At 73.5% G+C, this 23,340-nt stretch carries 22 protein-coding genes; 14 read left to right on the plus strand and 8 right to left on the minus strand.

Annotated elements, in window-relative coordinates:
- Positions 1 to 25 precede the first annotated feature (25 nt).
- Positions 26 to 694, minus strand: coding sequence for a glycerophosphodiester phosphodiesterase (locus RLT57_RS29365; RefSeq protein WP_311300287.1), 669 nt, complete (start codon positions 692 to 694; stop codon positions 26 to 28).
- 274 nt (positions 695 to 968) lie between these two features.
- Between RLT57_RS29365 and RLT57_RS29370 the strand changes: the two genes are divergently transcribed.
- Genes RLT57_RS29370 through RLT57_RS29380 form a run of 3 tightly spaced genes read left to right on the plus strand, consistent with a single transcriptional unit; the run spans position 969 to position 4,260 of the window.
- The gene (locus tag RLT57_RS29370) at positions 969 to 2,366 is read left to right on the plus strand and encodes a DUF6421 family protein (protein WP_399129644.1); all 1,398 of its coding nucleotides are present in this window, start codon (positions 969 to 971) and stop codon (positions 2,364 to 2,366) included.
- Positions 2,367 to 2,389: 23 nt separating this feature from the next.
- Positions 2,390 to 3,148, plus strand: a complete 759-nt coding sequence (locus RLT57_RS29375) for an SDR family NAD(P)-dependent oxidoreductase (RefSeq protein WP_311300288.1) — start codon at positions 2,390 to 2,392, stop codon at positions 3,146 to 3,148.
- Entirely contained in the window at positions 3,127 to 4,260 is a 1,134-nt protein-coding gene (locus tag RLT57_RS29380; protein ID WP_311300289.1) for a threonine aldolase family protein, read from the plus strand. The genes RLT57_RS29375 and RLT57_RS29380 overlap by 22 nt, the downstream gene beginning before the upstream one ends.
- A gap of 91 nt (positions 4,261 to 4,351) precedes the next feature.
- Here the strand turns inward: RLT57_RS29380 and RLT57_RS29385 are convergent, their stop codons facing one another.
- Positions 4,352 to 4,768: a DUF4395 domain-containing protein gene (locus tag RLT57_RS29385; protein ID WP_311300290.1), complete on the minus strand. Its 417-nt coding sequence runs from the start codon at positions 4,766 to 4,768 to the stop codon at positions 4,352 to 4,354.
- 237 nt (positions 4,769 to 5,005) lie between these two features.
- Here RLT57_RS29385 and RLT57_RS29390 point away from each other — a divergent pair, with 237 nt between their 5' ends.
- The 5 genes from RLT57_RS29390 to RLT57_RS29410 all read left to right on the plus strand — a co-directional run bounded on the left by RLT57_RS29390 (position 5,006) and on the right by RLT57_RS29410 (position 9,765).
- A complete protein-coding gene (locus tag RLT57_RS29390; protein WP_311300291.1) occupies positions 5,006 to 5,428 on the plus strand; it encodes a TlpA family protein disulfide reductase in 423 nt (140 codons plus the stop codon).
- Between the two features lie 258 nt (positions 5,429 to 5,686).
- A complete protein-coding gene (locus RLT57_RS29395) occupies positions 5,687 to 6,214 on the plus strand; it encodes a flavin reductase family protein (RefSeq protein ID WP_399129648.1) in 528 nt (175 codons plus the stop codon).
- A gap of 278 nt (positions 6,215 to 6,492) precedes the next feature.
- Positions 6,493 to 7,278 carry an electron transfer flavoprotein subunit beta/FixA family protein gene (locus tag RLT57_RS29400; protein ID WP_311300292.1) on the plus strand — a complete coding sequence of 262 codons (786 nt, stop codon included), beginning with the start codon at positions 6,493 to 6,495 and terminating at the stop codon, positions 7,276 to 7,278.
- Positions 7,279 to 7,413: 135 nt separating this feature from the next.
- Positions 7,414 to 8,376: an electron transfer flavoprotein subunit alpha/FixB family protein gene (locus tag RLT57_RS29405; RefSeq protein ID WP_311300293.1), complete on the plus strand. Its 963-nt coding sequence runs from the start codon at positions 7,414 to 7,416 to the stop codon at positions 8,374 to 8,376.
- A gap of 132 nt (positions 8,377 to 8,508) precedes the next feature.
- Positions 8,509 to 9,765, plus strand: coding sequence for a DUF6986 family protein (locus RLT57_RS29410; RefSeq protein WP_311300294.1), 1,257 nt, complete (start codon positions 8,509 to 8,511; stop codon positions 9,763 to 9,765).
- Positions 9,766 to 9,852: 87 nt separating this feature from the next.
- Here RLT57_RS29410 and RLT57_RS29415 read toward each other — a convergent pair whose 3' ends face one another.
- Complete coding sequence (locus RLT57_RS29415) at positions 9,853 to 10,857, minus strand: LacI family DNA-binding transcriptional regulator (protein ID WP_311300905.1); 1,005 nt, start codon at positions 10,855 to 10,857, stop codon at positions 9,853 to 9,855.
- Positions 10,858 to 11,063: 206 nt separating this feature from the next.
- Here RLT57_RS29415 and RLT57_RS29420 point away from each other — a divergent pair, with 206 nt between their 5' ends.
- Both RLT57_RS29420 and RLT57_RS29425 read left to right on the plus strand, forming a co-directional pair.
- On the plus strand, positions 11,064 to 12,035 hold the full coding sequence (locus RLT57_RS29420; RefSeq protein WP_311300295.1) for an ROK family protein: 972 nt from the start codon (positions 11,064 to 11,066) through the stop codon (positions 12,033 to 12,035).
- 467 nt (positions 12,036 to 12,502) lie between these two features.
- The gene (locus RLT57_RS29425) at positions 12,503 to 13,537 is read left to right on the plus strand and encodes an NUDIX hydrolase (protein WP_311300296.1); all 1,035 of its coding nucleotides are present in this window, start codon (positions 12,503 to 12,505) and stop codon (positions 13,535 to 13,537) included.
- Between the two features lie 111 nt (positions 13,538 to 13,648).
- Here RLT57_RS29425 and RLT57_RS29430 read toward each other — a convergent pair whose 3' ends face one another.
- Positions 13,649 to 15,022, minus strand: a complete 1,374-nt coding sequence (locus RLT57_RS29430; protein WP_311300297.1) for a dipeptidase — start codon at positions 15,020 to 15,022, stop codon at positions 13,649 to 13,651.
- A 331-nt stretch (positions 15,023 to 15,353) separates the two neighbouring features.
- Between RLT57_RS29430 and RLT57_RS29435 the strand changes: the two genes are divergently transcribed.
- Complete coding sequence (locus tag RLT57_RS29435; protein WP_311300299.1) at positions 15,354 to 16,592, plus strand: geranylgeranyl reductase family protein; 1,239 nt, start codon at positions 15,354 to 15,356, stop codon at positions 16,590 to 16,592.
- 77 nt (positions 16,593 to 16,669) lie between these two features.
- Here the strand turns inward: RLT57_RS29435 and RLT57_RS29440 are convergent, their stop codons facing one another.
- Positions 16,670 to 17,134 carry a nitroreductase family deazaflavin-dependent oxidoreductase gene (locus RLT57_RS29440; RefSeq protein ID WP_311300300.1) on the minus strand — a complete coding sequence of 155 codons (465 nt, stop codon included), beginning with the start codon at positions 17,132 to 17,134 and terminating at the stop codon, positions 16,670 to 16,672.
- Positions 17,135 to 17,324: 190 nt separating this feature from the next.
- Between RLT57_RS29440 and RLT57_RS29445 the strand changes: the two genes are divergently transcribed.
- Positions 17,325 to 18,035: a TetR/AcrR family transcriptional regulator gene (locus RLT57_RS29445; RefSeq protein WP_311300301.1), complete on the plus strand. Its 711-nt coding sequence runs from the start codon at positions 17,325 to 17,327 to the stop codon at positions 18,033 to 18,035.
- A 156-nt stretch (positions 18,036 to 18,191) separates the two neighbouring features.
- Here RLT57_RS29445 and RLT57_RS29450 read toward each other — a convergent pair whose 3' ends face one another.
- Entirely contained in the window at positions 18,192 to 18,497 is a 306-nt protein-coding gene (locus tag RLT57_RS29450; RefSeq protein WP_311300302.1) for a DUF6332 family protein, read from the minus strand.
- Positions 18,498 to 19,521: 1,024 nt separating this feature from the next.
- On the opposite strand from RLT57_RS29450, the gene RLT57_RS29455 reads away from it, so the two are divergent.
- Positions 19,522 to 19,917, plus strand: a complete 396-nt coding sequence (locus tag RLT57_RS29455) for a MarR family winged helix-turn-helix transcriptional regulator (protein ID WP_311300303.1) — start codon at positions 19,522 to 19,524, stop codon at positions 19,915 to 19,917.
- Positions 19,918 to 19,966: 49 nt separating this feature from the next.
- On the opposite strand, the gene RLT57_RS29460 is transcribed toward RLT57_RS29455, so the two are convergent.
- Positions 19,967 to 21,298, minus strand: coding sequence for an MFS transporter (locus tag RLT57_RS29460; protein WP_399129653.1), 1,332 nt, complete (start codon positions 21,296 to 21,298; stop codon positions 19,967 to 19,969).
- A 17-nt stretch (positions 21,299 to 21,315) separates the two neighbouring features.
- Between RLT57_RS29460 and RLT57_RS29465 the strand changes: the two genes are divergently transcribed.
- The gene (locus tag RLT57_RS29465) at positions 21,316 to 22,539 is read left to right on the plus strand and encodes an ROK family protein (RefSeq protein WP_311300305.1); all 1,224 of its coding nucleotides are present in this window, start codon (positions 21,316 to 21,318) and stop codon (positions 22,537 to 22,539) included.
- A 265-nt stretch (positions 22,540 to 22,804) separates the two neighbouring features.
- On the opposite strand, the gene RLT57_RS29470 is transcribed toward RLT57_RS29465, so the two are convergent.
- On the minus strand, positions 22,805 to 23,308 hold the full coding sequence (locus tag RLT57_RS29470) for an ATP-binding protein (protein ID WP_311300906.1): 504 nt from the start codon (positions 23,306 to 23,308) through the stop codon (positions 22,805 to 22,807).
- Between the last annotated feature and the right edge of the window lie 32 nt (positions 23,309 to 23,340).

The raw sequence follows: 23,340 nt of genomic DNA on the forward strand, positions 1-23,340 counted from the left end.
CCGGTCGCGGTACGTACGGGCCCGGTCACACGGTGGGTTCCGCCGGCAGGTCGGTGGCGGCTCCGTCCAGGCCGAGCGCGCGGACCAGCGCCCAGTCCTGGGCGGTGTTGACGGTCCAGGCCATCACCTTGATCCCGGCCTCGTGGCAGCGCCGTACCGTGTCCAGGTCCAGCCGGCGCAGGTCCAGGCTCACCAGCCGGGCGCCCACCGCCTGGGCGCGGGGCACGATGTCGGGTCCGGGCTTTTCGGCGACCAGCACGGTGCGCACCTCGGGCAGCAGCCGGTGGATCTCGGCGAGCGCCTCGTCGTGGAAGGACAGCACGCTGACCCGCCCGGTCGCGCCGCGCTCGCTCAGCACCCCGGCGAGCACCCGGGCGGCGGCCACGTCCTTGATCTCGGCCTGGATGGGCCGGCTCACCGCCTCCAGCACCTCCTCGAAGACCGGCACCCGCTCGCCGAGCCCGGCGTCCAGGCCGCGGATCTCGTCGAGGGTGAGCTCGCGGACCAGCCCGGTGCCGTCGGTGGTGCGGTCCACGTCCGGGTCGTGCATGACGATCAGCGCGCCGTCCTTGCTCAGGTGCAGGTCGAGTTCGACCTGGTCGTGGCCGGCCCGCTCGGCGCGGCGGAAGGACCGCAGGGTGTTCTCCGGCTCGACACCCGCGACTCCGCGGTGACCGACGGTGAGGAAGCTCATGGCCGCACCCTAGCGAGTCCAGGCGACCGGGGGCCGAACGCGCCGTGACGGGTCGGCGTCCGGGTCTGCTCGGCGGACAGCGCCGGCGCCGCCGGGCGGTGCGTCCCCCAGCCGGTCGAAAACGCAACTTTTCCTGCTCCGTTCGGGAGGAAGGCAGGATAAACAGCCGTCTTGGACGGCTGTGACAGGAGGATCTCCATCGGCTCCTCTTGTTGCGACGGCGACGGCATGGATACGGTGGCTTGACGGAAGGTTCTCTTGTGGAGGTGGGGTCATGACCGAAGTTCTTTCGCCCGGAACGCTGGACAGGAGCGGGATGTCCGGTACGGACGTGACCGGTCACCCTCAGTGGGCGGTGCTCAAGGAGGCCGTCGAGACCATCCGACCCTGGCAGCTCAAGGACGGCTCGATCGACTTCGACGCCGAGGACGCGCCCGGCCGGGACGAGGCGGCCCGGATTCTGGAACGGGTCGCGAGGGCGGTCGAGCGGCTCTCCCCGCTGCTCCCGCACGACGCCGGCTACCACCGGGCGCTGGCGGCCGACCTGCGCCGCTGGGCCGGCGGCGGCTTCGCCGTACCGGACTTCCTGGACTCCCTGCTGGCCTTCCAGCCCGCCGCCGACCGGCGTGACGGGCGCCAGCACCTCGTGGTGTTCCCGATGTACACCCAGAACGGCAACCCGGACCGCAACCTGGAAGCGGTGGTGCTGCGCGTGGTGTGGCCGGAGTGGCTCGCCGAACTGGAGCGCACCCGGTACGACAACCCGCTGTTCGTACCGATCACCTTCGAGGACTTCACCCCGGGCTACGACACCGACTCCGCGGTGCTCTTCCCGGAGACCGTCGCCGTCCGCCAGGCGCCCGACCGCTGGACCTGGGGCGCCATCTTCTGCGACCGCGAGGCGGCCCGCTTCCGCGCCGTCACCGACGCCGCCGTGGCCACGCTCGGCCTGGAGCTGCCCGAGGCGGCCGTCCGGCTGGTCGGCGACCAGGAGCTGACCCAGCAGACCTTCGTGCTCTGGGACATGATCCACGACCGCACCCACAGCCACGGCGACCTGCCGTTCGACCCGTTCATGATCAAGCAGCGGGCGCCCTTCTGGATGTACGGCCTGGAGGAGCTGCGCTGCGACCTGACCACCTTCAAAGAGGCCGTCAAACTCCAGGCCGAGGGCCACCCGATGGGCCTGGGCGTCCAGTACACGATCCTCTTCGACCGCCTCTTCCGCTTCCCCGTGACCGGCGCCCGCACCCGCAACTACGACGGACTCGGCGGCCAGCTGCTCTTCGCCTACCTCCACCAGCACGACGCCGTACGCTGGACGGACAACACCCTGCACATCGACTGGGAGCGCGCACCGCAGGTCACCAACCAGCTCTGCGCCGAGATCGAGACCCTCTACCGGGACGGCATCGACCGCCCCAAGCTGGTCCACTGGCTCGCCGCCTACGACCTGGTGGCGAAGTACCTCTCCCCCCACCCCGGCTCGGTCTGGGCCAAGGGCCCCGAGGCCCTGGACCTGTCGCTCCCGCCGCGCAGGCTGGTCGACGACGTGCTGCCGGACGAGTTTCCGCTCAGCATGTTCTACGAGGCACTTGCCAAGAAGCTCCGCGAGGTGATCGCCTCGACCAAGGGGATCACCGGCGACAGCGTGCTGCGGAGCGCCGCGTGACCGGAGCGGCCGAGGAGGCGGAGATGACGACCGACACGTACACGGGTGGTCTCGACGGAGCGGTGATCGCGGTGGCGGGCGCCGGCGGACCGGCGGGACGCGCCGTACTCCAGCGGCTGGCCCGCGCCGGCGGCCATGTGATCGCCGCCGACGCCGACCCGGAGCGGCTCGCCGAGGCGGTGGACGCGGCGCGCTACGACGCCGGAGGCGCGGACATCACCGGCGAGATCGTCGACCTGCTCGACCTGGAGGCCACCGAGGACTGGGCCGGCCGGATCGAGAAGGACCACGGCCGGGTCGACGGGCTGGTCCACCTGGTGGGCGGCTGGCGCGGGTCCGCGTCGTTCCCCGAGACCGACCTGGCCGACTGGGACGTGCTGCACAAGCTGCTGATCCGTACCGTCCAGCACACCTCGCTGGCCTTCCACGACGGCCTGATGCGCAGTGCCGGCGGCCGGTACGTACTGGTCAGCGCGTCCGGCGCCGGCGCACCCACCGCCGGCAACGCGGCCTACTCCGCAGCCAAGGCCGCCGCCGAGGCGTGGACGCTCGCCCTGGCCGACTCCTTCCGCAAGCTGAGCGGTGACGACGGCCCGACCGCGGCGGCCACCGTACTGGTGATCAAGGCCTTGGTGCACGATGAGCTGCGGGCCCAGCGCCCGAACGCCAAATTCGCCGGCTTCACCGACGTCACCGAGCTGGCCGAGGCCATCGCGGGCGTCTGGAACCGGAGCCCTACGGAAGTGAACGGGAACCGACTGTGGCTGACGCCCCAACCGTGACCGACCAGCCCGCCTCCGACGCCATACGGCGTCACGATCCGCACTCCCGCGGATTCGCCAGTGACAACTACGCGGGCGCGCACCCCGAAGTCCTCACCGCCCTCGCCCTCGCCAACGGCGGCCATCAGAGCTCCTACGGCGCGGACGCGTACACCGCCCACCTCCAGGAGGTCTTCCGCCGGCACTTCGGTCCCGCCGCCGAGGTCTTCCCGGTGTTCAACGGCACCGGCGCCAACGTCATCTCGCTCCAGGCCGTCACCGAGCGCTGGGGCGGGGTGATCTGCGCCGAGACCGCGCACATCAACACCGACGAGTGCGGGGCCCCGGAGCGGGTCGGCGGCCTCAAGCTGCTCACCGTGCCGACACCGGACGGCAAGCTCACCCCCGAGCTGATCGACCGGCAGGCGTTCGGCTTCACCGACGAGCACCGGGCCCAGCCGCAGGTCGTCGCGATCACCCAGTCCACCGAACTGGGCACCTGCTACACGCCCGAGGAGCTCAGGGCGATCTGCGACCACGCCCACGACCTGGGCATGGCCGTCCACCTGGACGGCGCCCGGATCGCCAACGCCGCAGCCTTCCTCGACGTGCCGCTCGCCCGCTTCACCACCGAGGCGGGCGTGGACATCCTGTCCTTCGGCGGCACCAAGAACGGCCTGCTGTTCGGCGAGTGCGTGGTCGTGCTCAGCCCGGACCGGGTGCGCGGCCTGCCGTACCTGCGCAAGGAAACGATGCAGCTCGCGTCGAAGATGCGGTTCGTCTCGGTGCAGTTCGAGGCGCTGCTCACCGGCGACCTGTGGCTGCGCGGCGCCCGGCACGCCAACGCCATGGCCGGCCGCCTGGAAGCGGCGCTGCGGACGGTCGACGGGGTGCGGGTGCAGCGCCCGGTGCAGGCCAACGCGGTCTTCGCGGTACTGCCGCGCGAGGTCACCGAACGGCTCCAGAAGCGCTACCGCTTCTACGTCTGGGACGAGCGGACCGGCGAGGTGCGCTGGATGTGCGCCTACGACACCACCGAGGACGACATCGACGGCTTCGCGGAGGCGATCGCCGAGGAACTGCGCGCATACGCGGCCCAGCACGACCGCTCCGGCGTGACCGGCCCGGCGTGACCGGCCCGGCGTGACCGGCCGGGTGTGAGCCGCCCGGTGTGAACGGAGGCGGCGGGGCCGGCGGTTGCGCCGCCGGCCCCGCCGCGCCGTCTCAGGCGTGCGCTGTGGTGGCCCGCTTGATCAGCAGGTACATCTGGCAGCCCAGGCAGAACGCGAAGGCGGCGTTGAGGAAGGCGGCGGCCAGGGCGAACGCGGTGGCGACCGTACCGAGCCACTGCGGGCCGACGAGGTAGCCGACGACGCCGACGAGGGTGAAGACCAGGCCCACGGCCTGGGCGAACTGCGGCGGCGCCGCGTCCTCGGTGGCGGGCGGCGGGCCGAGCCTGGGCCGTACCACGGTACGGAACAGCCAGCCCCACGGTGAGTTCTGCGCGCCGGCGGCGGCGCCGACGGCGAAGAAGACCGCCTGCGCGGCCAGCAGCCAGCCGTTGCCCGTGACCAGCGTGATCATCAGTACCACGGTGGTGAGGGCGGCCCCGAAGCGGGGCCCTCGGACATCAATCTCCATCGTCAGATCATCGCTCACAAACGGCGGATCCGCGCCCCCGGGAATCATTGCGGTCGGATGAACGCTGCAATCGCTGAAGCGCTGCCGCCGCGACGCGGCCGGTCGCCCCAACGGCCGCCGGCGGCAACGGCGTGCGGAACGGCGGGCGGCGGGAAATGCCCGGCGGGAAGCACCGGGAACGAGAACCACCGGGAAGCGGAAAGCGGCCGGTATCGGGAAAGGGTGGGAGACGCGGAGATGACCGGACTGATCGTATGCCTGGCCGTGCTCGCTGCCGCGAGCGTCTACGGCGTCATCCACCGGCGCAGGGACGGGAGGGTCCGGGTGCGGGCGAAGGACGACGGTGAGCGGCTGACGGCCGAGGACCTCGGCGGGCCGCTGGGGGAGCGGGCGACGCTGGTGCAGTTCTCCAGCGCGTTCTGCGCGCCCTGCCGGGCGACCCGGCGGGTGCTCGGCGAGGTGACCGCCATGGTGCCGGGCGTACGGCATGTGGACATCGACGCGGAGAGCCGGCTGGAGCTGGTCAGGCGGCTGAACATCCTCAGGACGCCGACCGTGCTGGTGCTCGGCGCGGACGGGTCGATCGTCCGGCGGGCGGCGGGACTGCCGCGCCGTGCGGACGTCATCGCCGCGCTGGGCGCGGCGGTCGAACCGGTCTGAGCGCGGGGAAGCCGGCCGAGGCCGTGGGCATAGGCGGCCGGTCCGAAGATCACGCCATATGTCCATATAGTGGGAGACCCCTTGACGAGGCACCCCGGGAATCGTCACTCTTGCGTTGCGTCCCTTTGTGTGTCCCTTGACCCCCTTCTGCGCACACGGGCCGATGTCGATCTCGGGCGTCATTCCAGTGCGCGCTGTCGGGTCCGCTGAGCGTCTTCGACTCGCCCCACAGGCCCGCTCGCCCCAGAAGGACATCACGTGACCGCCACGATCGATTTGGGCCCCGCCCATGACCAGGCCGGCGATCCCGGCTTCGACCCGACGCTCTTCCGCTCCGTCTTCCGCCGACATGCCGCCGGTGTCGCCGTGATCACCGCGATGGGCACCGCCGGCCCGGTCGGCTTCACCGCGACCTCCCTCACCTCGGTGGCCGCCGAACCGCCACTGCTCTCCTTCGGCATCAGCCTGGGCTCGTCCAGCTGGCCCGCCGTCGCCGACGCGTCCTCCGTGGGCGTGCACATCCTCGGCGAGCACCAGGAGGACCTGGCGGCCGTCTTCGCCCGCAGCGGCGCCGACCGCTTCGGATCCGACACCGCGTGGTCGGTGGGACCCCACGGGGTGCCGCTGCTCGACGAGGTCTCCGCCTGGCTGGCGTGCCAGGTGATAGCCCGGGTGCAGGCCGGGGACCACTGGCTGGTGATCGCACGGGCGATGGCCGGCGACTCCGAGGGCCCCGGCGGCCCGCTCCTCTACCACGAGGGGAACTTCCACCGCCTGCCGCGTTGACGTCCACGCCCCCGGGGTGCTCCGCTCTCCGCCCGGGGGCGTCGGGCAGGTCACAGTGCGCGAGCCTTGCGGTTGTGTCGGCACGTCTGTGTACTGGCGAGTAATATTTCGCTCGGAACAGTTGCCGTGCCCCGGCCGGGAGCTGTCCCCGCAGGCGCCTATGCTGCCGTAACGGGGTGCCTGCCGGACTTCCGGTCCCGTCGCGGGCCGGGGCTTCGGCCGCCTTGTCCGGGGGCAGTTCACGAAGACGTGCAGGACGATGCAGTAGGAGAGCAGGCGTGAGCTTGAGGATCGTAGTCGCAGTGAAGTATGTGCCCGACGCCACGGGCGACCGTCACTTCGCCGAGGACCTGACCACCGACCGCGACGCGGTCGACGGCCTGCTGTCGGAGCTGGACGAGTACGCGGTGGAGCAGGCGCTGCAGATCGCCGAGGCCGCCGGCGACGCGGAGATCACCGTGGTGACGGTGGGTCCCGAGGACGCCAGGGGCGCGGTGCTCAAGGCGCTGCAGATGGGCGCGGCCAAGGGAGTCCACGTCGAGGACGACGCGCTGCACGGCACCGATGTCATCGGTACGTCGCTGGTGCTGGCCAAGGCGATCGAACACATCGGCTACGACCTGGTCGTGACCGGCATGGCCTCCACCGACGGCACCATGGGCGTGCTGCCCGCGCTGCTCGCCGAGCGGCTGGGCGTCCCGCAGGTGACCCTGCTCTCCGAGGTCGCGGTCGCCGACGGCAAGGTCACCGGCCGCCGTGACGGCGATGCGGCCAGCGAGCGGCTGGAGGCGTCGCTCCCGGCGCTGGTGTCGGTCACCGACCAGTCCGGCGAGGCCCGTTACCCGTCCTTCAAGGGCATCATGGCCGCCAAGAAGAAGCCGCTGGAGTCACTGGACCTGTCCGACCTGGACATCGACCCGGCCGAGGTCGGCCTGGCCGGCTCCTGGACCGCCGTCGAGGACGCCACCGCGCGCCCGGCACGCACCGCGGGCACGATCGTCAAGGACGACGGCGAGGGCGGCAAGCAGCTCGCGGCCTTCCTTGTGGAGCAGAAGTTCATCTGACGAGCCGTCCGGCCGCGCCCCCGTCCCGCCGACCGGGTCCGGGCCGTGCCGTCCCCGCCGCCCAGCGGCGCGACCGACGGCCGCCCGGCCTCCGGCCCGCCCCCGCCCGCAGACCTTCCGCAGGAGTGCATTCCCATGGCTGAAGTCCTCGTCTACGTCGACCACGTGGACGGCGCCGTCCGCAAGCCGACCCTCGAACTGCTCACCCTGGCCCGCCGCCTGGGCGAGCCGGTCGCCGTCCACCTCGGCCCCGGCGCCGACACCGCCGCCCCCGTGCTCGCCGGGCACGGGGCGGTCAGGGTCCTCACCGCCGACGCGCCGGAGTTCGCCGACTACCTGGTCGTCCCCAAGGTCGACGCCCTGCAGGCCGCCGCCGAGGCGGTGTCCCCGGCCGCCGTGCTGCTGCCGTCCTCCGCCGAGAGCAAGGAGATCGCCGCCCGTCTGGCGCTGCGGCTCGGCTCCGGCATCATCACCGACGCCGTGGACCTGACGGCGGACGAGCAGGGCCCGGTCGCCACCCAGTCGGCGTTCGCCGCCGCCTTCACCACCAGGTCCCGGGTCACCAGGGGCATCCCGGTGATCACCGTCAAGCCCAACTCGGCGCCTGTGGAGAGCTCCCCGGCAGCCGGCACCGTCGAGCAGCTCGCGGTGGTTTTCGGCGGCCTCGCCACCGGTACCAAGGTCGTCCAGCGCGCCGAGCGCACGTCCAGCGGGCGTCCGGAGCTGACCGAGGCCGCGATCGTGGTCTCCGGCGGGCGCGGCGTCAACGGCGCTGAGAACTTCACCGTCATCGAGCAGCTCGCCGACTCCCTCGGCGCGGCCGTGGGCGCCTCCCGCGCCGCGGTGGACGCCGGCTGGTACCCCCACAGCAACCAGGTCGGCCAGACCGGCAAGTCGGTCTCGCCGCAGCTCTACATCGCCAACGGCATCTCCGGCGCCATCCAGCACCGGGCCGGCATGCAGACCTCGAAGACCATCGTGGCCGTCAACAAGGACGCCGAGGCGCCGATCTTCGACCTGGTGGACTACGGCGTGGTCGGCGACCTCTTCCAGGTCGTCCCGCAGCTCACCGAGGAGATCAACGCCCGCAAGGGCTGATCCCGGTCCGGCCGGACGGCCCCCTCGCGCCCCGCCGGGTGGCGGGGGCCGCCCGGCCGGGGGCCTGTTGACCCCCGCCCGGCTCCCGGCTAGCTTTCGCTTCAACGGTCCGTTGAAACCGGGAGGACGCGGATGGCGGCCCTGACGAGCCTGGCGGACACGGTACGTACGGGCATCGGCGCATCGCTCGCCGCCACCGACGCCGAACTCGCCCGCCGCTACCCGGGCGACCCCGGCACCCGGCAGCCGGTGCACACCGTCTACGTACCCGCCGACGCCTTCACCGCCGGGACCGTACGGCAGTGGGGGGACCGGGCGCTCGCCGCGCTCGACGCCCACGCGCCGGACGCCGCCGCCCTCGCCGCCGTGCTCGGTCTGCCCGCCGGTCCCGCCGCCGAGGTGCACGACCGGGTGCGGGCCAAACTGCGCCGCGAACCCGTCGAGGACCTGCGGATCGACTTCGAGGACGGCTACGGGCCGCGACCGGACGCCGAGGAGGACGCCGCCGCGGTCGCCGCCGCCCGTACCGTGACCGCGGCCGTCGCCGACGGGACCGCGCCCGCGTACATCGGCATCCGCATGAAGTGCCTGGAGGCGGCCGTGCGCGACCGCGGCATCCGCACCCTCGACCTGTTCCTGACCGCGCTGCTCGACGGCGGCGGGCTGCCCGGCGGACTCGTCCTGACCCTTCCCAAGGTCACCTTTCCCGCGCAGGTCGCCGCGATGGCCCGGCTCTGCGCGGAGTTCGAGCGGGCCGCGGGACTCCCGGCCGGCCGGATCGGCTTCGAGATCCAGATCGAGACCACCCAGGCCGTCCTCGGCCCGGACGGCACCGCGACCGTGCCCCGGCTGATCGACGCCGCCGCCGGCCGCGCCACCGGGCTGCACTACGGCACCTTCGACTACAGCGCGGCCTGTGGGATCAGCGCCGCCCACCAGTCGTTGGACCACCCCGCCGCCGACTACGCCAAGGCGGTGATGCAGGCCGCGGCCGCAGGCACCGGCGTACGGCTCTGCGACGGCTCCACCAACGTGCTCCCCGTCGGCCCCGCCGAGCGGGTGCACTCCGCCTGGCGGCTCCACTACGGCCTGGTCCGCCGCTCGCTGGCCCGCGCGTACTACCAGGGCTGGGACATGCATCCGGCGCACCTGCCCACGCGCTACGCCGCCACGTACGCCTTCTACCGCGAGGGGCTGCCCGCAGCCGCCGACCGGCTGGCCGCCTACGTCGCCAGGGCGGGCGGCGAGGTGATGGACGAGCCCGCGACCGCCCGCGCGCTCAGCGGCTACCTGCTGCGCGGCCTGGACTGCGGCGCCGTGGACACGGCAGAGGTGAGCGGGCGCACCGGACTGGGCCGGGCGGAACTGGACGCGCTGGCGGGGCGCTGACGGCGCCCGTCGCGGCGCCGGTCCGCCGGACCCGGTCCCGCGGGGGCGGCGCGGCCGGGGCGGCGCGGTGGGGCGGTCGGGCGGCGATCAGTCCCCGGGCCCGCGGGACGGCGGGATCTCGCCGGAGCCGCGCGGCACCAGCCGGGTCGGCAGCTCGATCCGGGTCGGCCGCTCGTCGGGGAGGAGGCCGTCCAGCCGGCGGAAGAGCAGCTGGGCGGCGGTGCGGCCGATGCCCGGCGCGTCCTGGGCCACCACGGTCACCGGCGGGCTGAGCAGGTCGGCGAGCTCGAAGTCGTCGAAGCCGACCAGGGCGACCGGGCGGGCCAGGGCGGACAGCAACCGGACCGCGGTGACGGTGACCCGGCTGTTGCCCGCGAAGACCGCGGTGACCGGTTCCGGCCCTGACAGCATCGCGTCGAGGGCGGCCCTGACCCGTTCCGGGGCGGTGGGGCCCATCGCGTACCACTCGGGCCGCACCGGCAGTCCCGCCCCGGCCATCGCCTCGTGGTAGCCGCGCAGCCGCTCGGCCGCGGTGTGGATGCTCCGCCGGTCGCCGATGAAGCCGATCCTGCGGTGGCCGTGTGCGACCAGGTGGGCCACCCCCTGCCGGGCGCCGCCGGCGTTGTCGGTGAGCACCACGTCCGCGTCCAGCAGGCCCGCCGGCCGGTCCACGAAGACGGTGGCCACCCCCGCCTCGATCTCCGGACCCAGATAGCGGTGGTCGTCCGAGGCCGGCACCACCACCAGACCGTCCACCCGGCGGGCGCAGAAGGCCAGGACCAGCTCCTGCTCGCGCCGCGGGTCCTCGGCACTGGACCCGGTGAACAGCAGCGCCCCGTGCGCCCGCGCCACATCCTCCACGGCGCGGCTCAAGGACGCGTAGAACGGGTCGGCGAGGTCCTCCAGGACCAGCCCGACGCTGGACGTGCGCCTGGTCCGCAGCAGCCGCGCGCTGTCGTTGCGGCGGAAGCCCAGCGCGTCGATCGCCGCCTGCACCCGGGCCACCGTGTCCGGCGTGACGCCCGCTTCCTCGTTCACGACCCGGGAGACCGTCTTGAGCCCGACACCCGCCCGCGCGGCGACGTCCTTCATGGTGGGCCGGGGAGGGCGGCCGGGTGCGTGGGTCACGGTCGTAGTATTCCCTGCGGCAAGTGATGGACAACGTTGTCAGAGGTAGGCGAGACTATCCCCGGGGGCCGTTTCCGCGGAACCCCGGCGACCGAAGCCGCCTCCGGGCCCGTCGCGGCGGCTTCGCCGCGCCGTCCCCCGGGCCGACACAAGAGGGAGACCCCCAGACGATGCACCCCTTCGGCGCGACCGGTCCACTCGTGGCCGCCCTGGACATCGGCGGTACGAAGATCGCCGGGGCGCTCGTGGACGCGGAGGGCCGCCTGCTGCTGCGGTCCCGGCGGTGGACGCCCGCCGCCGAGGACGCCGAGACCGTGATGCGGGCGGTCGCCGAGGTCCTGGCGGAGCTGCGGGCGGCCCCGGGGTGGCCGGCGGTGGTGGCGGTCGGCATCGGCAGCGCCGGACCGGTCGACGCGGCGCACGGCACGGTCAGCCCGGTCAACGTGCCCGGCTGGCGCGCCTTTCCGCTGGTGCCCCGGGTGGCGGAGGCCGTCGGCGGCCTGCCCGTGGTGCTCACCGGCGACGGCGTCGCCATCGCCGCGGCCGAGCACTGGCAGGGCGCGGCCCGCGGCTACGACAACGCGCTGTGCATGGTGGTGTCCACCGGCGTCGGCGGCGGCCTGGTGCTCGGCGGCGCGCTGCTGTCCGGCCCCACCGGCAACGCCGGACACATCGGCCACATCAGCGTCGACCTTGACGGCAACCTGTGCCCCTGCGGGTCGCGCGGCTGTGTCGAGCGGATCGCCAGCGGTCCCAACATCGCCCGCCGCGCTCTGGACTCCGGCTGGCGGCCACCGGCCGGCACCGAACCCACGGCCGCCGCCGTGGCCGGGTCCGCCCACGCCGGCGACCCCCTCGCGCTCGCCTCCTTCGACCGGGCGGCCCAGGCGCTCGCGGCCGGGATCGCCGCGACCGCGACCCTCGTCGAGATCCACGTCGCCGTCGTCGGCGGCGGCGTCGCCAACGCGGGCTCCGTCCTCTTCGACCCCCTGCGCGACCACCTCACCCGCTACGCCACCCTCTCCTTCGCCGCGGGCGTCCAGGTCGTCCCCGCCGCCCTCGGCACCGACGCGGGCCTGGTGGGCGCGGCGGCGGCAGCGGCCCGGGCCCTCGGCCTGGGGGCCTTCAACGTGGGGGCGTAAGGCTGCCCGGGCAGGCCCCGGAAAGGGCCGTCCGCGGGACGACACCGGCGGCCCGCCGGCGGCTCCTGGCACTCGGCGGGAGACCCCGGGCCGGCGCTCGGGGGGTGGCTCAAAGGCGTCTCTCTGCGGCGTCTCGGGGGCGGCGAGCGCCGGGGCGGCCGGACGGCGCGCGTTCCGCGGCGGGGGTCCGCCCCGGCCCGACGCAGCCCGGCGCGCCGCCCTTGGCGGCCGAAACGCCGCGGCTTCCGCGCCGCGGTCCCGGGCGAGCCGCCGGGCGGCGCGCCCGGCGGCTCCGCTCACGGACGTCCGGCCGCGTCGCCGGTCGCCGGCGGAACGGGCCCCGCCGTTTCGGGCGTGTCGGCTCAGCGGCCGCTGTTGCCGCCGGGCGGGTGCACCGGAGGCGGTGGCGCGTTTGCCGGGGTCGATGATCCGGGCAATTCGTAGGAGTCTACGGAGAAGGGGGCACCGTGATCATCTGGGTGAACGGGGCGTTCGGCGCGGGCAAGACCAGTGCGGCACGCGACATGCTTGACCTGATACCGGCAAGCACCCTGTACGAACCCGAGGTTTTCGGGGGCTGTCTGCGCCAGCTGCTGCCCGAGAGGCAGCTCCGGGAAGTCACCGACTACCAGGAGTCCCCCACCTGGCGGCGGCTGGTGGTGGAGACCGCCTGCTCGCTGCTGAACGAGGTCGGCGGGGTGCTGATCGCCCCGATGACCTTGCTGCGGCAGGACCACCGCGACGAGATCTTCGGCGGCCTCGCCGCCCGCGGCATCGAGGTCCGGCACGTCCTGCTCGATCCTGGAGAAACGATCCTGCGTGAGCGGATCGCCCTCCGGCGGGACCACCCTGACGACGAACGGGCCGACGACACCGCCCGCTGCTGGGCGCTGGACCGCATCGCCGACTACCGGCAGGCGCTGCCCTGGCTCACGCTGGACGCGTACGTGCTGCCCACCGCCGGGCTGACCGCCCGGCAGACGGCCGAGGCGGTCTGCGAGGCAGTGGGCAGCGGCGCGGGGGTCTGCGGCATCGTGCAGACCCCCGCGCCGCGCGCGGAGACGGTGGCCGCCGGCGTGCTGCTCTTCGACGACGACGACCGGGTGCTGCTCGTCGACCCCACCTACAAGCCCGGCTGGGAGTTCCCCGGCGGCATCGTCGAACGCGGTGAGTCACCCGTACGGGCGGGCCACCGCGAAGTCGCCGAGGAACTCGGGATCGAGCTGACCCGCGGGCTCGAACTGCTGGTGGTGGACTGGGAACCGCCGCAGCCGCCCGGACACGGCGGCCTCCGGCTGATCTTCGACGGCGGCCGGGTGCCCACCGCCGACATCGCCCGGGTGCTGCTGCCCGACGCCGAACTGCGCGACTGGCGATTCGTCACCGAGGACGAGGCGGCCGGCCTGCTCCCCCCGCTGCGCCTCGACCGCCTCCGCTGGGCCCTGCGCGCGCGGGAACAGGGCCGTCCGCTCAACCTCGAAGCGGGCCACCCGGCGCAATGACCCCGCCGGCCCCGCGGCGCCGTCCCGGCCGCCCGCGAAGGCGGCTGGGACGGGCAGGCGGGCGCCGTCCCCGTCCGGGGCCCCGTCCGGGGCCTTGGCCGTCACCCCGGTTCAGACGCCGAGGCCGGCCGACTGCGACGCCGCGTAACGCCGCAGGAACAGCGCCTCCGTCAGCGACATCAGCTCCAGCTCCCGAGGGGACAGGCTCTCGTTGGCCGCGTGGATCTGCGCGTCGGGCCCGCACAGTCCGATCAGCAGGATCTCCGCCTGCGGGTACAGCCCGGCCAGCGTGTTGCACAGCGGGATCGAACCGCCCAGCCCGGCCACGGCCATCTCCCGGCCGTACGCCTCGCGCATCGCGTCGGCCATCGCCTCGTACGCCGGGCTGCCGGTGTCCGCGGCGAACGGCTGACCGCTGCCGCGGACCGTCACCTCGACCCGCGCGCCCCAGGGCGCGGCCGACCTGAGGTGCGCGGTCAGCAGTTCGACGGTCTTGTCCGCGTCGAAGCCCGCCGGGACACGCACGCTCACCAGCGCGCCCGCGGCCGCCTGCACCGAGGGGGTGGCGCCGACCACCGGGGGCGCGTCGATACCGAGGACCGTCACCGACGGACGGGCCCACAGCCGGTCCGCGATCTCGCCGGTGCCGACCAGTTCCACCCCGTCCAGCACCTTCGCGTCCCGCCGGAAGTCGGCCTCCTCGTAGGCCAGTCCCGACCACCGGCCGGTCCCGTCCAGGCCGTCGATCGTGGTGGCACCGGTCTCGTCGCGCAGCGAGGACAGCATCCGGATCAGCGCGGCGAGGGCGTCCGGCGCCGCCCCGCCGAACTGTCCCGAGTGCAGGTTTCCCTCCAGCGTGGCCACCCGCACCTCCAGCAAAGCCATGCCGCGCAGTGAGGAGGTCACCGTCGGCAGACCAGCCTGGAAGTTGCCGGCGTCGCCGATCACGATGGTGTCCGCGGCCAGCAGCTCCGGGTGCCGGCCGACGTACTGCTCCAGGCCGCCGGTGCCCTGCTCCTCCGAACCCTCCACGATCACCTTGACGTTGAGCGGCAGCCCGCCGTTCTCCTTCAGCGCCCGCAATGCGGTCAGGTGCATCAGCAGCCCGCCCTTGCAGTCCGCGGCCCCGCGCCCGTACCAGCGGCCGTCCCGCTCGGTCAGCTCGAACGGCGGCGACAGCCACGCCGACTCGTCCAGCGGCGGCTGCACGTCGTAGTGCGCGTACAGCAGCACCGTCGGCGCGTCGGCCGGGCCCGGCAGGAAGCCGTACACCGACTGCGTGCCGTCAGGCGTGTCGAGCAGCGCCACCTCCTGGAAGCCCTCCTGCCGCAGCGCCTCCGCCACCCACGCGGCGGCCCTTAGGGACTCGCTCCTGGGGAATTGGCGCTCGTCGGCCACCGACGCGAACGACACCAGCTCGGTCAGCTCGGCCTTTGCACGGGGGATCAGCGACGCCACGGTGTCGGCGAGCGGAACGGAGGGCATGAGGACTCCTAGGGTCTGTCGTGTGGACCTGCGCGGCGCCGCGTGCCCCGGTACTGCGCACCTGCCGCGTTCCCGCCGGTCGGCGACACACCACGTCGCCTCCCTCCTCGGCCGTGCACGCGCACGCACCGGACCCCGCTCCTCGACCCGCGGAGATCCGAACGCAAGACCCTAGCAGGGACGGGCGGCAATTCTTCCGGCCGGCGCGGTCGTTGACCTCCGCGACGGCTCGCTGCCGATGGTGCCACAGCGAGCAGTCGTCACCAGGCGCCATAGGATGCGGCTGAACAGCGAAGACAGCCGAGCGGGCCGAGCGGGAGCGTAATCAGACGTGAGCGGTGAAGAAGCGCAGGACAGCGGTGCGGCGGACGACGGAACCTCGTCGGTCTGGGACGTCGTCGTGATCGGCGCGGGCCCCGCCGGAGCCTCGGCGGCCCACGCGGCGGCCGTGACCGGTCGGCGCGTCCTGCTGCTGGAGAAGGCCGAGCTGCCCCGGTACAAGACCTGCGGCGGCGGCATCGTCGGCTATTCCCGGGACGCGCTGCCTCCCGGGTTCGAACTGCCGCTGCGCGACCGGGTGCACGCGGTCACCTTCAGCCTCAACGGCAGACTCACCCGGACCAAGCGCTCCCGGCAGATGCTCTTCGGCCTCATCAACCGGCCCGAGTTCGACGCCGGGCTGGTGGAGGCGGCCCGCGCGGCCGGCGCCGAGGTGCGCACCGGAACGACCGTCTCCCGGGTGGAGCAGCACGGCCCCGGTGTCCCCGACCGCCGTACCGTGGCGGTGATACTCGGCTCCGACGGCAAGCGCGAGGAGGAGACCGTCTACGCTCGGGCCGTGGTCGGCGCCGACGGCAGCGCCAGCCGGATAGGAGCCCATGTGGGCGTCAAGGTGGACCAGGTGGATCTCGGCCTGGAATCCGAGATCCCGGTCCCCGCCTCCGTCGCCGAGGACTGGGCCGGACGGGTGCTCATCGACTGGGGGCCGCTGCCCGGCAGCTACGGCTGGGTCTTCCCCAAGGGCGACTCCCTCACCGTGGGTGTGATCTCCGCCCGCGGCGACGGCGGCGCCACCAAGCGCTACCTCGACGACTTCATCGCCCGGCTCGGTCTGGCGGGCTTCGAGCCCAGCGTGTCCTCGGGCCACCTGACCCGCTGCCGCGCCGACGACTCCCCGCTGTCCCGGGGCCGGGTGCTGGTGTGCGGCGACGCCGCCGGGCTGCTCGAACCCTGGACCCGCGAGGGCATCTCCTACGCGCTGCGCTCCGGCCGTCTCGCGGGAGAGTGGGCGGTGCGCATCGCCGAGTCCCACGACGCCGTCGACGCCCGCCGCCAAGCCCTCAACTACGCCTTCGCGGTGAAGGCCGGGCTCGGCGTCGAGATGGGCGTCGGCCGCCGGATGCTCGACCTGTTCGAGCGGCGCCCCGGGCTGCTGCACGCCGTGCTCACCACCTTCCCGCCCGCCTGGCGGGCCTTCGCGGGCATCACCCGCGGCAAGAGTTCGCTGGCCGAACTCGTCCGCACCCACCCGCTGGCCCGCCGCGCGCTGGGGGCCGTGGACCGGGCCTGAGCCTCCCGCCCCCGCCGCGAAGACCCGGCCGCGAAGACCCGGCCGCCGGGCCGACCGACCGCGGGCCGTCCGGCCGCTCACTCGCCGTCGGCGGGGTGGACCCGGAACACCGGGTGCCTGGGCGCTATCGCGCGCAGCTCCTCATCCGAGGAATCCGGGCCCACCCCGTCGAAGAACACCCCGACCTCGGCCTTCCAGCGCTTGAGGTACGCCCGCAGAAGGACGGGCTTGTCGTCGTCGGGGACCTCGGTCGCGGTGAACTTCTCGACCTTCCGGCCCAGCAGCAGCTGCCCGCCGCCGGCCGCCCGCATGTTGTGCGTCCACTGCACATGCCCGCGCGGGGCCACCAGATAGCGCCGCCCGTCCACGGTCAGCGGGTTGACCGGGGTGCGGCGCCACTCGCCGGACTTGCGCCCCTGTACCGCCAGCACCCGCGAGCCCCAGACGCTGAGGCCGCGCCGGGTCAGCCAGGCGACGGTGCGGTTGAAGACGTGGACGGTGAGCCAGCCGGGCTTTTTGACGTGCAGGGTCTGTTCGGACATGGCGGTCTCCCGGTTCGTAAGGCATGAGTGACGTGGGTGGGTGGTGCCCGGCGGACCGCGTTTCGTGAGCGGTGCTCTCGCCTGAGAACAGCCTGACACGTTCCGGAACGACTGACAAGAGCACTGCTCTATATTCCTTCTCCCGATCTCATTCTTGATCGACGCTCGCGGCGTGTGGCACACTCTCCGCATGAGCGTCATTCGAGGAGCCAGAGAACGCGCCCGCGTCGAAGTGACCGCGGCGATCAAGGACGAGGCGCGGCGACAGCTCGCGGCCGAGGGAGCGGCCCGCCTGTCGCTGCGCGCGGTGGCGCGCGAACTGGGCATGGTCTCCTCCGCGCTCTACCGCTACTTCCCCAGCCGGGACGACCTGCTCACCGCCCTGATCATCGACGCGTACGACGCGATAGGCGCCACCGCCGAAGCGGCCCTCGCCACGGCCGCCGAGGCGGACCCCGTCGACCGCTGGACAGCGGTCTGCCGTGCCGCCCGCGACTGGGCGGTGCTCCACCCCCACGAATACGCCCTCATCTACGGCTCGCCCGTGCCCGGCTACAGCGCGCCGGCCGACACCGTGGGCCCCGCCTCCCGCGTCGCCCTGGCCCTGGTCGCGGTGGTCCGCGACGCCTACCGCGCCGGCCGGCTCGGCGACCCGCCCGGCCGCCCCCTGGCGGCCCCCGTCCGCACCGACGCCGCCCATCTCGCCGCCGAGTTGGCTCCCGAACTTCCCATCCCGGTCATCGCCGCCCTCGTCGCCGTCTGGGCCCAGGTCTTCGGGCTCGTCAGCTTCGAGGTGTTCGGCCAGTTCAACCAAGTGGTCGAGGCACGTGGCCCGTTCTTCGACCAGGCCGCCGCCGCGCTGGCGGGACAGGTCGGACTCGACGTGCTCCCGGCGGAGTAGGCACGGCGCCCCGGCCGGTGGACGCACCACCGAGGACCGGGCGTCCGGCGTGGCACGCACGGCACATGTGCAACCGTCCGGGCCGTCGGGGCACCGCCCCCGCCGCGGGACGGCGGGTCCGGCTCCGCGCGACCGCACCCGACTGGCTGCGTTCGCCTACGAGTCCTGCCTGGTCCGCCCGGGCCGGCTCGGCCGACCGGCCGACACGTCGGCGCGCGGCAACCGGTTCTGCCGCTCGAAGCGCCGCAGTGTCAGCGCCACCCGCCAGCAGAAGATGGCCGCGGACGCCACGACCGCCCCGGTGAAGCACCCCTCACGGGCCGTACCGTGCGCCGCGTCCGCCAGCACCGGACTGATCGCCGCGGCGAAGGCCATGGCGGCGAACAGCGCGCCGGTGACGACCGCGTAGACCGTCTCCACCGTGACCGCGTCCTGCTCCTGCTGCGTCCTGACCCTGCGCATCCCCGGTTCCTCTCCGCCACGTCCCCCGACGGCGCGTCAAGTCTGCCATGAAGACGGGGCCACGGTTCGGCCCGCGCGTCCCCCCGCTAGCCGCGGGACCGAGGAAACCGGCCGCTCGCCCGATTCCGCCGCGGACCGCAGTCCCGACAAGCCCGGCAGCAGGTCCGTGGGCGCTGGGCATGCGGTCAGGCCCCGGACGGCGATGCGGCGGCTTCCGGCGGATCGCCGTCCGGGGGGCGCCGTGTCCGTGCTCGTCCCGTGCGCGACCGTGCTCCGCGCGGAGGCGGCGGAGCACGGCCGGCCGGTGAGGGTCAGCCGTGGCGCCGGTGCCAGATCACGACCACCGTGACGGTGGCGACCCCCGCCTGATGCGCGGCGCCGCGTACGAAGTGTCCGAGGAGCGCACGCCTTTGCGTTCTGACCGTTTGTGCAAGGTCGAGAATGATTCTGCTAATTAATACGATGAACTTTTCAATGTGGTGTCTGGGTGGGCACAAGATCGCGGTTACCTTGCGGAGCGTAACTCCAGTGTGGTTTCGTAACATGGGTTTCCTCTCGCTGCTGACCAGGGCGTCAGGGGGCCACGCAAGGAGCCCCTTGCTCCCCCGCGGTTGGCGCCGCGGGGGGTGATGAGCGGGGGCTCCTTAGCGCGTTCAGCCGACTTTATGCGCGGTCGATGGAGTGTGCGCCCGCCGGCGGCTGACCGGGTCGCTCGTCTTGATTTCAGGTTCACCCGACTGGTCGATGCCTTATCGGTGCAAATCGCTGTGAAATTTCCACTCGGTTTGCACTGTCGTGCCTGCAGAACTGACGGGGGTGATGTGTGGTGCGCCAGGTTGACGTTGTTACGTGGCGTTCTATTTCTCCGCCGGCGGGTCGGCAACGGTGTGCGTACACGGACTGCGCGAACGGCCGGCCGCCGCATTCGATGGCGCTGCCGGGTGCCATTCCGTGCGCAGGCCCGTCTCCTCTGCACGCGTTTGTTGTTCGAACATGTTGTTTTCCGGACTGCTACCCTCGCCGCATGACCGGCGACAAGGATGAGCGGGCGCTCGTGGCCGAGTGGCGGGAGATCCTCGCCGTCCACGCGCGCACGACGGGCGAGATTGACCGCGAGCTGCACCCGTACGGACTGCGTGCCAGTGATTTCGAGGTACTCGACGTACTGGTGGGCGGGGGTACGCAGGACGGCGGCTCCGCGTTCCGCGTGCAGGAACTGGCCGACCGGGTCCACCTCAGCCAGAGCGCGCTGTCCCGGTTGGTGTCCCGGTTGGAGAAGGACGGCCTGGTGGGCCGCGACACCTGCAGTGAGGACCGGCGCGGGGTGCGGGTCGCCATCACGGCGGCGGGGCGCGAACGGTACGAGGAGGCACGGCCGGGGCATCTGGCCGTGCTGGAGCGGATGCTGCCGAGGGGCTGAGGCTCCCGGCCGCCCGCTGCCGACCCGAATCCCCGCCGCGGCCCGGTGGTTACGCGGTCGCGCCGCTGTTCCGTGCCGCGTACGCGATCCCCGCCGCTACGGCGGCCAGCACCGAGACCGTGAGCAGCGCGGTCGGCAGGCCGAAGGCGTCGGCGAGGAAGCCGATCGAGGGCGGGCCCAGCAGCATGCCGCCGTAACCGAGGGTGGAGGCGGCGGCCACTCCGCTGGGGCCGGTCAGCTCCCCGGCCCTGGCGATGGCGGTCGGGAAGAGGTTGGCCAGGCCGAGCCCGGTGATCGCGAAGCCGATCATCACCAGCGGGATCGCCGGCGCCAGTGCCCCGAGCAGCATTCCGGCGCAGGCGACCACGCCGCCCAGCACCAGCGCGCGGGTCTGCCCGAGCCGGACCAGCAGCCCGGTGCCGGACAGCCGCCCCAGCGCCATGGCCAGGGTGACGCAGGCGTAGCCCGCCGCCGCGATGCCGGAGCCGCCGTGCAGATCCTGCTGGATGTGCAGCGGCCCCCACTCGGCGAGCGCGCCCTCGCCGTATGCCGTGCAGGCCGCGATCAGGCCGAAGACGGCGACCAGCAGGGTGGAGGGATTCTTCGGTGCGGGTGCGGGTGCGGGTGCGGGTGCGGGCGCGGGCGTCGGCGTCGTCGTGGTGGGAACCGGCACCGACGCCGCCGGTGCGGGCCTGTGCTCCACGTCCACGGCCCTGGTGCCCGCGCGCCCGCGCGCCGTGGGTCCGCTCAACGGGTGCGCCACCATGACACGCCCGGCCGCCACCACCGCGACCAGGCCGATCGGGGTGAGCAGCAGCAGGTGCGTGGCGGGGGAGAGGTGCGGCGCGACCAGTCCGCCGATGCCCGCGCCGGTCAGCCCGCCGAGGCTGTAGGCGGCGTGGAAACCGGACATGACCGGGCGGCGCAGCGCCGCCACCAGGTCCACCGCCACACTGTTCATCGCGACGTTCATGCCGCCGTAGGAGACGCCGAAGCACAGGAGGACCAGGCCGAGTGCGAGCGCCGAGTGGGTGCGCGGCGGAAGGGCGATGCTCAGCGACAGCAGAACGCCGGTGGCCACGGTCACCCGCTCGCTGCCGAACGTCCGGCACAACCGTCCGGTCAGCACCATGGTGGCCACCGCTCCGGCCGACACACCCAGCAGAGCCAGGCCCAACTGCCCGGCGGAGGCGCCGACCTGGGCCTTGATGGCGGGGATGCGGACCACCCAGCCGGCGAAGAGGAAGCCGTCCACGGCGAAGAAGACGGTGAGGGCGACGCGAAGCCGCCGCAGGGCGGGCTCGGCGGCGGCGGTGTGATGGGATCGGGGCGGCATGGAAAAATTCGAGAGAACAGTCCCTATTTTGTTTAGCGTCGGCACAAAGTCAGAATAGGGGGGTGACACAGATTCGGACAAGGCTTGAGCGGGGCCGGGGTGCGCTCGGACCGGCGCTCTCCCTGGTGCACACCGGACGCGCGGCGACCCGCGCGCTGCTCACCGCGGAACTCGGGGTGACCCGGGCCACGGCGGGCGCGGTCGCCGCCGAACTGGAGGCACTCGGGCTGATCCGGGTCGACACCCGGCCCGCCGGGCCTTCCGGCGCCCAGGGCCGCCCCTCGCACCGGCTCGACGTCGCCCCCGGCGGGCCGGTCGCGCTCGCCGCGCAGGTGCACGCCGACGGCTTCCGGGCCGCGCTGGTCGGGCTCGGCGGGGAGATCGTGACCACGTCGCCGCGGACCATGGCCGTACCGGCCGACCCGGCGCACGTACTCGGCGCGGTGGTCGAGGCGGGGGCGGAACTGCTGCGGGAGTACGGGCGGGTCTGTGTGGGCGCCGGGCTCGCGGTGCCCTCGGCGGTCGCCGAGCCCGACGGCACCGCGCTCAACCCGCTGCACCTGGCATGGCCGGCGGGCGCCCCGGTACGCGAGGTGTTCGCCGGGCAGGTCGCCCGGGTCGGCATCCTCGGGCCCGACGGCGAGCCGGTGCCCTCCTTCGTCGGCAACGACGTCAACGTGGCCGCGCTCGCCGAACACCGACACGGCGCCGGGCGCGACGCCCAGCACCTCCTGGTGGTCGCCTCGGGACACCGCGGCGTCGGCGGCGCGCTGGTCCTCAACGGCCGCCTGCACACGGGTAGCTCGGGCCTCGCCTTGGAGGTGGGACACCTCACGGTGCTGCCCGACGGCCGCCCCTGCCACTGCGGCAGCCGCGGCTGCCTGGACGTCGAGGCCGATCCGCTGGCCTTCCTGGAAGCGGCCGGCCGCGACCCGGGCCCGGAGGTCTCGCTGCTCCAGCAGTCCGTCGACCTGCTCCGCGAGGAGTACGACGACCCGTCCGTCCGCGAAGCCGCCCACGTCCTGATCGACCGGCTCGGGCGCGGCCTCGCCGGCCTCGTCAACGTCCTCAACCCCGACCGCATCCTGCTCGGCGGCCTCCACGGCCACCTCCTGAACGCCGACCCCGAGGCGCTCCGCGCGGTCGTGGCCGACCGCAGCCTGTGGGGACGCAGCGGAAGCGTCCCCGTACTCGCCTGCGCCCTCCACCACAACAGCCTCGTCGGCGCGGCGGAACTGGCCTGGCAGCCGGTACTGGACGACCCTCTGGCGGTCCTGGGCGGCTAGGGTCAGTCGGCGGGAGCTGCGCGGCGTCGCGGGGTCCGGTACGCACGTGTGCCGCGTTTCCGCCGGTCGGCGACACACCGCGTCGCCTGCCTCCTCGGTCTTCCGGCCGTACGCACCCGAACCCCGTCCCGCCACCCCCGCAGACCAACACCACAGGCCCTGGTCAGCGTTCGCCGGGGGAGGCGCGGCCGGGACCGGACCGGCCGCCGTCTGAGGGCTGGAGGCGGTGGCCGTTCCGGTCCCGGCCCGGGATCCGCCAAGGCCGTCAGGCGACCGAGGCGGCGACGGCGACCCGTTTCGGAGCGATCCGCTCCATCGGCATGCCCGCGGCCTTCAGGGGCGCCGGCGTGGGCGCCGCCAGCGGGGTGCGCAGCACGAACCACACCACCTTGCCGGCGTCGTCCGGCAGCAGGTCCGTACCCCAGCTGTCGCTCATCGCCTCGACCATGGCCAGTCCGCGGCCGGTGGTGGCGCTCGGCTCCATCGGCCCCAGATGCGGCAGCCGTGGGTCGTGGTCCGTGACGGCCACCAAGAGGCGGTCGGGGGCCAGGCTGAGCTTCACCGCGCAGCGCTTGTCGGGTCTGGCATGGCGGTGGACGTTCGCGAGCAGCTCGCTGATGCCGGTCGACGCCGCGTCGACGAGCGGGTCGAGACGCCAGTAACGCAGCTGAGCGGACACGATGCGGCGGATCTGCTGGATCCGGTACGGATGGGCTTCCAGGTCGAGCGAGCACTCTCGGGCCGCTGGATCGGCTTGGTCGGCTTGCATGATCACGGCTGCGACTCCCTCCGCGGCGGGGC

The sequence above is a fragment of the Streptomyces sp. ITFR-21 genome (genome assembly GCF_031844685.1).
In the GTDB taxonomy this organism is placed as follows: Bacteria; Actinomycetota; Actinomycetes; order Streptomycetales; family Streptomycetaceae; genus Actinacidiphila.